Raw genomic sequence first — 12,292 nt, forward strand, 5'->3', positions numbered from 1 at the left:
GTTCTTCGCTTCCTTCGTACCCGGGGCGCGGGCTCAGACGGTGGTGGTGGCCGACGGGGCCTTGGAGTCGGGCGCGGAGGCCGGGGCGGAGGCCGCCAGGTCCTCGGTCACGCCCGCCGGGGGCGGGGAGACGGCGGCCATCGCCGTGGTCACCACGCCGGACGTGTCGGGCTCGTCGGTGTCGACGACGTTGGTGTGGTCGACGACCTCGCGCCGGGAGAGCTTCCAGATGGCGGCGCTGGAGGTGACCAGGAAGACCGCGACGAGGGCGGTGCCCCAGTCACCCAGGCCGCAGACCCACTCGGCGATCGCGGCGACCAGGGCCGCGGCCGGCAGGGTGAGACCCCAGGCCACGAACATCCGGGTGGCCGTGGACCAGCGCACCACGCCGCCCTTGCGGCCGAGGCCCGCACCCATCACCGCGCCGGAGACCGAGTGCGTGGTGGAGAGGGAGAAGCCGAGGTGGGAGGAGGCCAGGATGACCGTGGCGGCGCTGGTCTGGGCGGCGAAACCCTGCTGCGGCTGGAGGTCGGTCAGCCCCTTGCCCATGGTGCGGATGATGCGCCAGCCGCCGAGGTAGGTGCCGAGCGCGATGGCGACGCCCGCGGAGAGGATGACCCACATGGGCGGGTCGGAGTCGGGGGCGAGGGAGCCGCCGGCGACCAGGGCGAGGGTGATGATGCCCATCGTCTTCTGGGCGTCGTTGGTGCCGTGGGCCAGCGAGACCAGCCCGGCGGAGGCGATCTGCCCGGCGCGGTAGCCCTTCGCGGCGGCCTTGCCGTCGGCCTTGCGGCCGAGCTTGTACGTCAGCCGTGCGCCGAGCAACGCCGCGAGGCCCGCGACGAGCGGGGCGGCGAGGGCCGGGAGGAGCACCTTGGTGACGAGCGCGTCGCCGTTGACCGCGTCGACGCCCGCCGAGGCGACCGCGGCACCGATCAGGCCGCCCATGAGGGCGTGCGAGGAACTGGACGGGAGTCCGACCAGCCAGGTCAGCAGGTTCCAGAGGATCGCGCCGACCAGGGCGGCGAAGATGACCTCGGGGCGGATGCCGGTCTCGTCGACGAGACCTTTGGAGATCGTGTTGGCGACCTCCACGGAGAGGAAGGCGCCGACAAGGTTGAGGACGGCGGACATCGCCACCGCCACCTTGGGCTTGAGCGCACCGGTCGAAATGGTCGTTGCCATCGCGTTCGCGGTGTCGTGGAAACCGTTCGTGAAATCGAACGCGAGTGCGGTTACCACCACAATCGCGAGGATCAGCGAGAAGCTTTCCATTTACCCAGGCAATCGTTCGAGGTCATTGGCGCGTCGAACGTAGGTAACCAGAGTGAACGGAAGATGAACTGGGCCGGGCGTCACGGTGACCGGAACCGGCGCTACCGCCTCCCTCTGTGTGTCCGACCCGATGCTCTCCGGAGACGTGCCTGGCAGGATCGCCGCGCCGCCGGTCCGCGGCGGCGGGACCAGGGGCGCGGGGCGCCCGGGAGGAGGCGGTGACTGTGACGTATTCGGAGGCCGGACGCGTATGCGGGGGTGCGGAACGGGTCGGGGAGGCGGCCCGGGAGGCAGCCTGGGAGGCACTCGTCGCGACGGCCCGGCGCACGGTGGCGGACGGGCTGGTGGTCGGCACGTCCGGCAACGTCTCGGTGCGCGTCGACGACACGGTGCTGGTCACCCCTTCGGGTGTGTCCTACGACCGTCTGGCCCCGGACGACATGACCGGCGTCGACCTCGACGGTCGGCAGGTGCTCGGGACTCTCGTCCCCACCAGCGAACTGCCCATGCACCTCGCCGTGTACCGCGCCAGCGACGCCCGGGCCGTCGTCCACACCCACGCCGTGCACGCGACGGCGGTCTCGGTGCTCGTCCCCGAGCTCCCGCCGGTCCACTACATGGCCGCCGCGCTCGGCGGCCCCGTCCGGGTCGCCCCCTACGCGGCCTACGGCACCGACGAGCTGGCCCGCACCGTGCTCGACGCCCTCACCGACCGCACCGGCTGCCTCCTCCAGAACCACGGCACGCTCACCTACGGCGCCTCCCTGGACCAGGCCTACGACCGCACGGCCCAACTGGAGTGGATGTGCCGCCTCTGGCTGACGGCCTCCTCGGTGCCGGGCCGCACACCGTCACTCCTGACGGAAGGCCAGCTGACGGAGGTGGCGGAACGGCTGCGGGGGTACGGGCAGCGGAGCTGAGGCAGGGCTGCCCGACCGCCGGGCCGGGGGAGTCCGGCACCCACGGGGGCGCGGTATCCGCGACCGGCGCCCGGCGACCCGTGTCCAGGGGATCCGCGATCGGCGACCCGTGTCCACGGGAACCGCGACCGGCGCCCGGCGCATACGGGATCCGATACCCCCGAATCGCGTACGGCGCGGCTTCGGGGGTACCGGGAGTCAGGACCAACCATGGTTCCCGGCCCGACCGGCGCCCCCCGGCGGAGCCCGTCACTCCCCGCCGCCCGCCCACTGGCCGCCCACGGACTCCACCAGGAGACTGGCCCCATGCGCACTGTCACAGCAACGGCCGCCGCCGTCACCGCAGCCCTGGCGGCCGGTGCGGCGAGCGTCGCCGCCGGCCGGCTCGCCGGCGACGCCGCGCTCAAGGCGTCCCCCGGCCGGCCCCTGCCCACCGAGCCCCGGCTCACCGTGCACGGCACCGCCGCCGGGCAGATCACCCTCACCCGGGATCTGGCCGCGCTGCGCCCCGGCCGGTACGGCCTCGCGGGCGACGGTTCACACGCGGTCGTCGGGCCGGTTCTCGACACCGCCGAACACGGCGCCGACACCGTCGTACGCCGCCTCGAACGCGTCACGCACGGCACCCTCGCCGCCGGCGACCGGGCGTGGTTCACCCCGAACCTGTACGTCGGAAACCCGCGCGCCGCCCTCGACCTCGAATACGCCGACGTGGAGGTCCCCGGCGAACTCGGCCCTCTCCCGGCCTGGTTCCTGCCCGGCGCACGCCCCACGTGGATCATCGCCCTGCACGGCCTGGGCGCCACCCGGGAACACGCCATGAACCTGATGGCCCCCCTGTGCCGCCGGAACGTCCCGGTGCTCGCCCTCGCCTACCGCGGCGACGCCGGCGCCCCGCCGTCGCCGGACGGCCTGCACCACTTCGGCGAGACCGAGTGGCGCGACGTGGACGCGGCAGTCCGCTACGCCCTCGACCACGGCGCCCGCCAGGTCGTGCTGCTCGGCTGGTCCACCGGCGCCACCATGGCACTGCACACCGCGGCGCTCTCCGGCGTACGCGAGCGCATCGCCGGGCTGGTGCTGGACTCCCCGGTGCTCAGCTGGGAGGCCACGCTGCGCGCGCTCGCCACCGCCCGTCGCACACCGGGCGCCCTCCTGCCGCTCGCCGTCCGCGCCGCTCAGGGCCGCGCCGGGCTGCGCGCCGACCACGACGCCGGCACCGCCGGCCTGCACCGCCCGGCGGTCCCGACCCTGATCTTCCACGGTCCCGACGACACGGTGGCTCCCTGGCGCCTCTCCCGCCTCCTCGCCGAGACCCGTCCGCGCCTGGTCGCCCTCCACACGGTCGAGGGCGCCCCGCACGGTGCCATGTGGAACGCCGACCCGGAGGACTACGAAGAGACCCTGCGCCGCTTCATGACCCCACTGGTGTGATCCCGCGGGTGTGATCCCACGGGTGCGACCTCACCGGTGCGACCTCGCGGCACCCCGCTCCACCGCGCATCCCTCCGGTTCCGTTTAGCGCCGTGCCACTGGCCTGTTCCGATGCCCGGGCGGCGTCCCGGACCCGCGCGTCCGCCGTGCCGGACGCCCACCACGGCATTCCGTTTGGGTTTTCGGACCGTCAACCGGAAGACTGCACCCGTGACGTCCCGTATCCCGCGCGACTCCAGGCTTCGACTCGTCCGCCCGCGACCCCTGGCCGCCGCCCCCCAAGCGATGAACCAGCGGCGTCCGCGCCGCGCCGCGCCGCGCCCCCCGGAGGGCACACCGGCCCGGTCGGAGCTGGCCAGAATGGCCCGCTCCGTTCTGGCCGACGCGGCCCGTGTCGCCCGCTGGGCCGACACCGCTCTCGGCCCCGGCCGCGGCAGCGCGACCGCCGACGGCAAGGCCACCCTGTCCGACGCGACCGCCGACCAGGCGGCCCGGGAACTGGGCCTGACCGCCGTCGAGGTCCGTGCCGACTGGGACACCGCCCGTCTCGCCGGCCTGATCGAGGTGCACGGAGACAGCGCCCGCCCCGGCTGGCGGCTGCGCGCCTGGAACCGCGACGACAGCGCCGTACTGCGCGGCTGGGTCGCTCTCTTCGACGCCTGGTCGCTCGCCCACCCCGAGCCCGCCGGGCAGGAGCCCGCCGCCGTGGCCGAGGTCATTTCCGCGATGCCCCAGGTCCTCTCCTTCCTCCAGCTGTCCGCCGGACCCGTCCCGGTGGCACAGCTCCTGGACCTGCTGGAGCAGCGCGTCACCGAACTGCGCACCGAGCGCTGCGAGGTGCCCTACGGCCCCCGCCTCGAGTCCGGACCCCCGCAGCCCCCTCCGGCCGCCCCGCTCGCCCCCCTCCTCGACTGGGCCCTGCACGCCCTCGCCTCCGTCGACGCCCTCACCTGCGGCGACGGCCACGCCACGCTCACCCCGCTCGGCAGCTGGGCGGTCTGGGTCAAGCTGGAGCAGATCTGCGTCGCCGCGCAGAGCCCGGCCGGCAACATCGAGCAGTCCGCCGAGAACATGCTCCGCGGCTGCGCCCAGCTCCGCCCCAACGCCGCGCGCGCCGAGTACCGCGCCTGGCTCGCCGCCCGCCCCGTCGGCAGCGCCGTCGCCGAACTGCTCGGTGGCGCCCGTGGCGAGGACGCCCTGTTGCGCGGCCTCGCCTTCGACGCGCTGCGCGTCGTCGGCGCCCCCGCCGAGCCCGACGTCCGCGCCGTCCTCGACGAGCCGACGCTGCGGCCCTACGCCCTGCTGTGGCTGGCCGAGCACGACGGCGCCGACCCCGAGGACGCCCACGAGGTCCTCACCCGTCAGGAGGCCACGTGGCTGTGGGTCGACACCGCGGCAGCCGTCGCGGACCACGGTGAGGCGCCGCTGCTCGTGAGACACCTGGAGTCCGCGGTGCAGCCCACCGTCCCGGCCCTGCTGGACGAGGTCCGGGCCGTCGGCCATCCCCGCACCGTGCAGGTCCTGGTCGCCCTCGCCGCCGCGCACCCCGACCCCGCCCTGGCCAAGGCCGTACGCAGGGCGGCCTTCCAGGTCCACACCGGAGGCAGCTGACCACGCCGGGCGTCCGCACCCGCACGATGCGAGGCGCCGACCTCCGGGCCGGTGCCGTCGGACGGACCCGAACCGCCGGAGGCCACCCGGCCGGGGGCACGAGGATCTCCGCGCCGTGCTCCACGGCCCGCCGGTGCCGGGCGTCGACGCCGTCCACCACGACGTGCACCCCCGTCGTACCGGAGTTCTTCATCGCCTCGTCGAAGCGGCTGCCCGAGCCCTTCGTCCTCCCGGCCGGGGGCATCCCGTACCACGGACCCCGCACACCGGAACCCGTGAAACGCGTTTGCACGGCCCCGTTAGACTGGCCCCATGGCCATTCTCCTCGCGCATTAGACGGCGGGAACGTCCTCCAGCCGCCCATCCCGCCAACCACCCGCCCAGGAGTCTGACCGTGATCTCCGCCTCCGGCATCGAGCTGCGCGCCGGTGCCCGCGTCCTCATCGAAAGCGCCACCTTCCGCGTCGCCAAGGGCGACCGCATCGGCCTGGTCGGCCGCAACGGCGCCGGCAAGACCACCCTCACCAAGTGCCTCGCCGGCGAGGGCCAGCCCGCCGGCGGCACCATCACCCGCTCCGGCGAGGTCGGCTACCTCCCGCAGGACCCGCGCACCGGCGACCTCGACGTGCTCGCCCGCGACCGCGTCCTGTCCGCGCGCGGACTGGACGTCCTGATCCGCAAGATGCGCGAGAACGAGCAGCGCATCGCCGTCGGCCAGGGAGCCACCCGCGAGAAGGCGCTCCGGCAGTACGAGCGCCAGGAGACGGAGTTCCTCACCAAGGGCGGATACGCCGCCGAGGCCGAGGCCGCCACCATCGCCGCCGCGCTCAACCTGCCCGACCGGGTGCTCGGCCAGCCCCTGCACACGCTCTCCGGCGGTCAGCGCCGCCGTATCGAGCTGGCCCGGATCCTGTTCTCGGACGCGGACACCCTGCTGCTCGACGAGCCGACCAACCACCTCGACGCCGACTCGATCGTCTGGCTGCGCGACTACCTCAGGACCTACCGCGGCGGCTTCATCGTGATCTCCCACGACGTCGACCTGGTCGAGACGGTCGTCAACAAGGTGTTCTACCTGGACGCCAACCGCTCCCAGATCGACGTCTACAACATGGGCTGGCGGCTCTACCAGCAGCAGCGCGAGGCCGACGAGAAGCGCCGCAAGCGCGAGCGGCAGAACGCCGAGAAGAAGGCCTCCGCGCTGCACTCGCAGGCCGACAAGATGCGCGCGAAGGCCACCAAGACCGTCGCCGCGCAGAACATGGCCCGCCGCGCGGACAAGCTGCTGGCCGGCCTCGAGGCCGAGCGGAGGTCCGACAAGGTCGCCAAGCTCCGCTTCCCGGAGCCCGCGCCCTGCGGCAAGACCCCGCTGATGGCCGAGGGCCTGTCCAAGTCGTACGGCTCCCTGGAGATCTTCACCGACGTCGACCTGGCCATCGACAAGGGCTCCCGAGTCGTCATCCTCGGCCTCAACGGCGCCGGCAAGACCACGCTGCTGCGGCTCCTCGGTGGCGTCGAGAAGCCCGACACCGGCCAGGTGATCGAGGGCCACGGTCTCAAGCTCGGCTACTACGCGCAGGAGCACGAGACCCTCGACCCCGAGCGCACCGTTCTCGAGAACATGCGCTCGGCCAACCCCGACCTCGACCTCGTCGAGGTCCGCAAGACGCTGGGCTCGTTCCTGTTCTCCGGCGACGACGTCGACAAACCGGCCGGTGTCCTGTCCGGCGGCGAGAAGACCCGCCTCGCGCTGGCCACCCTCGTGGTGTCCTCGGCGAACGTGCTGCTGCTCGACGAGCCGACCAACAACCTCGACCCCGCCAGCCGTGAGGAGATCCTCGGCGCGCTGCGCACCTACAAGGGCGCGGTCGTCCTGGTCACCCACGACGAGGGCGCGGTCGAGGCGCTCCAGCCGGAACGGATCATTCTGCTTCCGGACGGTGTCGAGGACCTGTGGGGCGCCGACTACGCGGACCTCGTCGCCCTCGCTTGATCGAACGAATGATCCACTGGGTATGGATCATTCGGCCGATCCGTGATCCACCATCTGTGTGAGATCTCCTCATCACGAGGTGTGTCCTACATTGATTTCGCGGCCGGGCCCCCATAGCCGGGGGCCCGGCCGCGACACGTTGCTGACCTGGCACTTCGCGGAAAAACCCGTTCGGCCGTACGGACGCGATCTCGCGGAATCGCAGATTCCGTATGTGTGGACCCGCTCCTGTCGTCACAACCTTGTCTCATCGACCTTGCCGAATGGGTGGCCATGAAGCCCTGGAGGGGTGATCATGAGGAGACCAGAGCGCACTTCCCATGAGGAGGCACGGGTGGCCGAGACTCTGAAGAAGGGCAGCCGGGTTACCGGCGCCGCGCGCGACAAGCTCGCGGCAGACCTGAAGAAGAAGTACGACGCCGGTGCGAGCATCCGGGCGTTGGCCGAGGAAACCGGCCGCTCGTATGGCTTTGTGCACCGCATGCTCAGTGAGTCGGGTGTCACGCTCCGAGGGCGTGGCGGGGCTACCCGGGGCAAAAAGGCCGCATCGGCCTGATATCCCCGGGGGTCCCTCGACTCCGAAAGTGAAGGTGGTCACCCGGCCGGTCGTCAGACCGTCCGGGTGGTTACTGTGCAGTCACTTGGCTCCTCCGTCGTACGGCGTGGAAACCGGCGCACGACGAGGACGACGACCGCACTTTTCGGAGGCGCCCCATGGCTTCGCCCGCCCACGACCCCGCTCCCGCACTCGACAGGGACGGCGTGCGGCTCACCGTCGACGACGCGATCGCCACGGTGACGCTGACCAACCCGGCCAAGCGCAACGCGCAGAGCCCCGCTCTGTGGCGGGCGCTCGCCGAGACCGGTCGGCTGCTGCCGGGCTCCGTCCGGGTCGTGGTGCTGCGGGCCGAGGGCAAGTCCTTCTCGGCCGGACTCGACCGGCAGGCGTTCACGCCCGAGGGCTTCGACGGCGAACCGTCGTTCATCGATCTCGCGCGGGGCGGTGACGCCGAGCTGGACGCGACCATCACCGAGTACCAGGAGGCGTTCACCTGGTGGCGGCGCAGCGACATCCTGTCGGTCGCCGCCGTCCAGGGGCACGCCATCGGGGCCGGCTTCCAGCTGGCTCTCGCCTGTGACCTGCGGGTCGTCGCCGACGACGTGCAGTTCGCGATGCGCGAGACCAGCCTCGGCCTCGTGCCGGACCTGACGGGCACGCACCCCCTGGTGTCCCTGGTCGGCTACGCCCGCGCGCTGGAGATCTGCGCGACGGGCCGCTTCGTCATGGCCGAGGAGGCGGTGAACACCGGGCTGGCCAACATCGCCGTGCCCGCGGACCAGCTCGACGGTGCCGTGCGCGATCTGGCGTCGGCGGTCCTGGCGGCGCCGCGCGACGCGGTCATCGAGACCAAGGCGCTGCTCCAGGGCGCCCAGAGCCGGGACTACGAGGCCCAGCGCGCCGCCGAGCGGGCGGCGCAGGGCCGCCGGCTGCGCGACCTGGCCGGGCTCGGGGAGTAGTCGGGGTACGGCCCGACGGCCGGGGGGGTGTCCGGTGTCCGGCACCGTCGCGCCGATCCGGCGCGTGCGGCAGGTACAGCGGGTACGACGGCGGGCACGGCAGCCACGGGCGGGTACGGGGCGGGCACGGCAGCCGCGGGCCGAGGGATCTTCCGAGGCCGGGCGGGCCCGCTCAGCCGACTTCCGTCACCAGCACCGCCACCGACGGTCCATCCGGCAGAGCCTCCGCCACCGCCGCACGGACCCGCCGGGCCACCTCCACGGCCCGGTGGTCCGCGTCGACGGCCAGTTCCACCAGGACATGGCGGCGCGGCAGGGCCGGCCCCCGCGACAACTCCGTGACGTGGACCGAGCGGCCCAGCGCCGTCGTGAGCCGGGTCACGCCCGGGACCGACATCGCGGCGTCGACCGCCCTACCCTCGTCCTCGTCCCTCCCCCCGTCCGTGTGGCCCACGGCCGGAGGATGTCGCGGCTCGCGTCCGGGAGCCGTCCCCGGTTCCGGTTCCGGGTCGGTGGTCACGTCCAGCAGGGCCGTCGCGCGCAGGTCCACGTCGGTCACCGTCAGGCCGAGCCCCCGCGTCGCCGCGGCCGCCAGGGCGGCGCGCAACCTGGAGGCCGTCGCCGGCAGCGGCTCGGCCGTCGCCGTGGTGACGTCGGCGGTCGCCGCGAAGTCGGCCGTCACCCGCAGGGGGCCGGGCGGCAGGGCGCTCGGTGGCGACGGTACGACCGGCTCGCCCGAGTCCGCCGTACCGGCGGGCGCGATACGCAGACCGCCGGGACGTACGCCCGCCACCTCCCTGGCCGCGGCCAGCAGCACCTCCCGTGCCGCACGCTCCGCGATCCACGCGCCGTCCCGCGGACCCCCCAGCGGCAGCAGCCTGCCGAGCCCCAGCCGTTCCCGCACCGCTCGCGTCCACCGGTCCGACGTCGTCATTCCTCCAGCCTGCCGCATCTGCGGCGCGCCCCGCCGCAACCCCACCTACCGTGGTCACAGGACTACGACCGGAAGGGACGTACGGCCATGAGCGACATGGAGAGCCACCGGACCGGGCAGGAAACTATCGAGGCCCCCGGGACGGCCAAGGCCCAGACGATCCGGCGCGGTGGCGGAGACCCCGGTGCCCGCGGGCGGACCACCATCGCCGACGGCGTCGTGGAGAAGATCACCGGGATGGCCGCACGCGACGTCGTCGGCGTGCACGCCATGGGCAGCGGGATGTCCCGCACCTTCGGCGCCGTGCGCGACCGGGTGCCCGGCGGGACCAAGTCAGGGGTCACGCGTGGAGTGAAGGCCGAGGTCGGCGAGAAGCAGACAGCGCTCGACCTGGAGATCGTCGTCGACTACGGCGTGGCGATCGCGGACGTCGCCCGGGACGTCAGGGAGAACGTGGTCGCGGCGGTGGAGCGGATGACCGGCCTGGAGGTGGTGGAGGTCAACATCGCGGTGAGCGACGTGAAGCTGCCCGACGAGGAGGACGAGGAGCCGGAGCCCCGGATCAAGTGACGTGGACGCGGACCGAGGGGAGCGCACGATGACATTGGCCGTGGTCGGCATGATCGCCGGCATGGCGCTGGGTTTCGCCGGGTATTTCGGCGGGTTCGGCGCCTTCCTGCTGGTGGCGGCCCTGGGGGCCGTCGGGTTCGTCGCCGGCCGCCTCCTGGAGGGAGACATGGACCTCGGTGACTTCTTCCGTTCCCGCGACGACCGGCGGCGGTGACCGGCGTGAGTGGTGGGGCCGGTGAGCTCCCCGTACCCCGGGCCGTCGTGCCGCCGGCCGAGCGCGGTGCCACGCGGATCGCCGACCGGGTCGTCGCCAAGGTCGCCGCCCGTGCGGCGCGCGAGGCGGTCGGCCCGCTCCACCCGGAGGCGGCGCGCCCCTACGCCACCGTCGTCGTCCACCACGGCACCGTCCACGTCCGGGTCCATCTCGAACTCCCCTACCCGTGCGACGTCGGCGCCCGCTGCGGACAGGTGCGACACCAAGTCGTCCGGCGGATCCGCGCGTTGGTGGGCATGGCGGTGCCGGAGGTCGCCGTCCAGGTGGAACGGCTGCATCTGACGGCGGAGTACGGCGCGAGACACGGGAGGACGCGATGAGCGAGCCCCGGGAACCCCAGGGCGCGGCGGACTCCGAGGGCGGCGAGGACCCCGGTGGCGGCACGCGGCGCCTGCCTGTCATGGAGCCTGCCACGCCCGCCACGGGGCCCCTTCTGACGAAGGAGCCGGCCGGCACCGAACCCCCGCCCCCGCCCGGCGGTGGACCGGCCGGCCGTTTCTGGTCCGTGCGCCGCGTCCCCGCGTGCGTCGTCGCGCTGCTGCTTCTGCTCGTCGCCGGTGCCTTCCTCTACGACGTCACCGCGGTGCGCGCCGGCCGGTCCGCCCTCGGATGGCGCCGCGAACTGGCCCGGCAGCTCGCCGACCGGCACCTCGACGACACATGGGTGCTGGCCGGCGCCGCGGTCGCCACCGCCCTGGGGCTCTGGTTGTTCGTCCTGGCCCTCACCCCGGGCCTGCGGAAGGAGCTGCCGATGCGCCGTATCCACCCGGACGTACGCGCGGGGCTCCACCGGGCCGCCGCCGCGACGGTGCTGCGCGACCGGGCCATGGAGGTCGCCGGGGTGCAGTCGGCGCGGGTACGGATGCGCCGCCGCAGGGCCCGCGTGCGCGCGCTCTCGCACTTCCGGGAACTGGACGACGTACGGACGGATCTGGACGGCGTGCTCCAGGACGCGGTGAGCGGGCTGGGGCTGGCCCGGCCGCCCACCGTGTCCGTACGGGTGACGCGGCCCGGACGGAAGAGGTGAGAGCGGTGCTCAGAACCGTCGACCGTGTGCTGCTCGGGCTCGTGGGTCTGGTCCTGATCGCCTTCGGCGGCTCGGTACTGGCCATCGGCCTGGGCGCCCCCGCGCCGTCCTGGTGGCTGCACGACGGGCCGCACGACGTGCTGCTCAGCGCCTCCGAGCGGACCCGGTGGCGGGACGCCGGCTGGTGGTGGCCGGTCGTCATCGCCGTACTCGCAGTCCTGCTGCTGCTCGCCCTGTGGTGGCTGGTCGCGGTGGTGCGCCGCCGCCGGCTCGCCGAGGTGCTCGTCGACACCGGCGACGGCGAGGGCGCGGTGCTGCGCGGCCGGGCCCTGGAGGCCGTCCTCGCCCAGGAGGCGGAACGCATGGACGGGGTCGAGCGGACCAAGGTCCGGCTCACCGGCCGTCGGAGCGCCCCGGCGAGCCGGGTCCGGCTGCTCCTGGCGCCTCACGTGGACCCCGGCACCGCGTTGGACGACCTCACCGCCCACGCCCTGACCCATGCCCGCGACTCGGCGGGCCTCGCGGCCCTCCCCACGAAGGTCCACCTCCGTGGCGTCAAGCACGGGGCCGAGCGGGTGGGCTGAGCCCTGTGCGGACCCGACCCCCGGCCTCCGCCCCGGGACACCGCCCCCAGCCCGGACACCGACCCTGAGCCCGGACCCCGACCCTGAGCCCGGACCCCGACCCTGAGCCCGGACCCCGACCCTGAGCCCGGACCCCGACCCTGAGCCCGGAC

The 12,292-nt window shown here is 73.7% G+C and carries 13 protein-coding genes and 1 pseudogene; 11 read left to right on the forward strand and 3 right to left on the reverse strand.

Translation table 11 applies throughout. From position 1 onward, the window contains the following. Nucleotides 1–33 precede the first annotated feature (33 nt). The gene (locus ABEA26_RS05415) at nucleotides 34–1,275 is read right to left on the reverse strand and encodes an inorganic phosphate transporter (RefSeq protein WP_345589709.1); all 1,242 of its coding nucleotides are present in this window, start codon (nucleotides 1,273–1,275) and stop codon (nucleotides 34–36) included. A gap of 224 nt (nucleotides 1,276–1,499) precedes the next feature. Here ABEA26_RS05415 and ABEA26_RS05420 point away from each other — a divergent pair, with 224 nt between their 5' ends. From ABEA26_RS05420 to ABEA26_RS05430, 3 genes are all read left to right on the forward strand, one after another. Beyond that, nucleotides 1,500–2,195: a class II aldolase/adducin family protein gene (locus ABEA26_RS05420; RefSeq protein WP_345589710.1), complete on the forward strand. Its 696-nt coding sequence runs from the start codon at nucleotides 1,500–1,502 to the stop codon at nucleotides 2,193–2,195. 306 nt (nucleotides 2,196–2,501) lie between these two features. Beyond that, nucleotides 2,502–3,629, forward strand: a complete 1,128-nt coding sequence (locus ABEA26_RS05425) for an alpha/beta hydrolase (protein ID WP_345589711.1) — start codon at nucleotides 2,502–2,504, stop codon at nucleotides 3,627–3,629. Nucleotides 3,630–3,839: 210 nt separating this feature from the next. Beyond that, on the forward strand, nucleotides 3,840–5,240 hold the full coding sequence (locus ABEA26_RS05430; protein WP_425587788.1) for a hypothetical protein: 1,401 nt from the start codon (nucleotides 3,840–3,842) through the stop codon (nucleotides 5,238–5,240). 91 nt (nucleotides 5,241–5,331) lie between these two features. On the opposite strand, the pseudogene ABEA26_RS05435 reads toward ABEA26_RS05430, so the two are convergent. Further along, nucleotides 5,332–5,466 (reverse strand): annotated as a pseudogene (locus ABEA26_RS05435) (VOC family protein); the annotation flags it as partial. 168 nt (nucleotides 5,467–5,634) lie between these two features. Here ABEA26_RS05435 and ABEA26_RS05440 point away from each other — a divergent pair. From ABEA26_RS05440 to ABEA26_RS05450, 3 genes are all read left to right on the forward strand, one after another. Beyond that, nucleotides 5,635–7,233, forward strand: coding sequence for an ABC-F family ATP-binding cassette domain-containing protein (locus ABEA26_RS05440; RefSeq protein WP_345589713.1), 1,599 nt, complete (start codon nucleotides 5,635–5,637; stop codon nucleotides 7,231–7,233). A 334-nt stretch (nucleotides 7,234–7,567) separates the two neighbouring features. Continuing rightward, nucleotides 7,568–7,789, forward strand: coding sequence for a helix-turn-helix domain-containing protein (locus tag ABEA26_RS05445; RefSeq protein ID WP_018567695.1), 222 nt, complete (start codon nucleotides 7,568–7,570; stop codon nucleotides 7,787–7,789). 158 nt (nucleotides 7,790–7,947) lie between these two features. Then, complete coding sequence (locus ABEA26_RS05450; protein WP_345589715.1) at nucleotides 7,948–8,751, forward strand: enoyl-CoA hydratase/isomerase family protein; 804 nt, start codon at nucleotides 7,948–7,950, stop codon at nucleotides 8,749–8,751. 172 nt (nucleotides 8,752–8,923) lie between these two features. On the opposite strand, the gene ABEA26_RS05455 is transcribed toward ABEA26_RS05450, so the two are convergent. After that, a complete protein-coding gene (locus ABEA26_RS05455) occupies nucleotides 8,924–9,685 on the reverse strand; it encodes a nucleopolyhedrovirus P10 family protein (RefSeq protein ID WP_345589717.1) in 762 nt (253 codons plus the stop codon). Between the two features lie 87 nt (nucleotides 9,686–9,772). Here ABEA26_RS05455 and ABEA26_RS05460 point away from each other — a divergent pair, with 87 nt between their 5' ends. From ABEA26_RS05460 to amaP, 5 genes are read left to right on the forward strand one after another with little or no spacing between them, the layout of a single operon-like run. Then, nucleotides 9,773–10,255: an Asp23/Gls24 family envelope stress response protein gene (locus ABEA26_RS05460; protein WP_345589719.1), complete on the forward strand. Its 483-nt coding sequence runs from the start codon at nucleotides 9,773–9,775 to the stop codon at nucleotides 10,253–10,255. Nucleotides 10,256–10,283: 28 nt separating this feature from the next. Then, nucleotides 10,284–10,469 (forward strand): hypothetical protein, encoded by a 186-nt coding sequence (locus ABEA26_RS05465; RefSeq protein ID WP_345589721.1) that lies wholly within the window; start codon nucleotides 10,284–10,286, stop codon nucleotides 10,467–10,469. Continuing rightward, entirely contained in the window at nucleotides 10,466–10,849 is a 384-nt protein-coding gene (locus ABEA26_RS05470; RefSeq protein ID WP_345589722.1) for a hypothetical protein, read from the forward strand. The genes ABEA26_RS05465 and ABEA26_RS05470 overlap by 4 nt, the downstream gene beginning before the upstream one ends. Beyond that, nucleotides 10,846–11,556, forward strand: coding sequence for a DUF6286 domain-containing protein (locus tag ABEA26_RS05475; protein ID WP_345589724.1), 711 nt, complete (start codon nucleotides 10,846–10,848; stop codon nucleotides 11,554–11,556). The genes ABEA26_RS05470 and ABEA26_RS05475 overlap by 4 nt, the downstream gene beginning before the upstream one ends. Further along, entirely contained in the window at nucleotides 11,553–12,140 is a 588-nt protein-coding gene (amaP, locus tag ABEA26_RS05480) for an alkaline shock response membrane anchor protein AmaP (protein WP_345589725.1), read from the forward strand. Before ABEA26_RS05475 ends, amaP begins: the two co-directional genes overlap by 4 nt. Nucleotides 12,141–12,292 lie beyond the last annotated feature (152 nt).

Origin of the sequence: Streptomyces marokkonensis (assembly GCF_039539045.1) — a bacterium.
GTDB classification, from domain to species: Bacteria; Actinomycetota; Actinomycetes; order Streptomycetales; family Streptomycetaceae; genus Streptomyces; species Streptomyces marokkonensis.

Excerpts from the sequence above, each read along its gene's own strand:
- ABEA26_RS05475 (WP_345589724.1), top strand. The coding sequence starts at position 10,846 with ATGAGCGAGCCCCGGGAACCCCAGGGCGCGGCGGACTCCGAGGGCGGC.
- ABEA26_RS05425 (WP_345589711.1), top strand. The coding sequence starts at position 2,502 with ATGCGCACTGTCACAGCAACGGCCGCCGCCGTCACCGCAGCCCTGGCG.
- ABEA26_RS05465 (WP_345589721.1), top strand. The coding sequence starts at position 10,284 with ATGACATTGGCCGTGGTCGGCATGATCGCCGGCATGGCGCTGGGTTTC.
- ABEA26_RS05455 (WP_345589717.1), bottom strand. The coding sequence starts at position 9,685 with ATGACGACGTCGGACCGGTGGACGCGAGCGGTGCGGGAACGGCTGGGG.
- ABEA26_RS05415 (WP_345589709.1), bottom strand. The coding sequence starts at position 1,275 with ATGGAAAGCTTCTCGCTGATCCTCGCGATTGTGGTGGTAACCGCACTC.
- ABEA26_RS05450 (WP_345589715.1), top strand. The coding sequence starts at position 7,948 with ATGGCTTCGCCCGCCCACGACCCCGCTCCCGCACTCGACAGGGACGGC.
- ABEA26_RS05460 (WP_345589719.1), top strand. The coding sequence starts at position 9,773 with ATGAGCGACATGGAGAGCCACCGGACCGGGCAGGAAACTATCGAGGCC.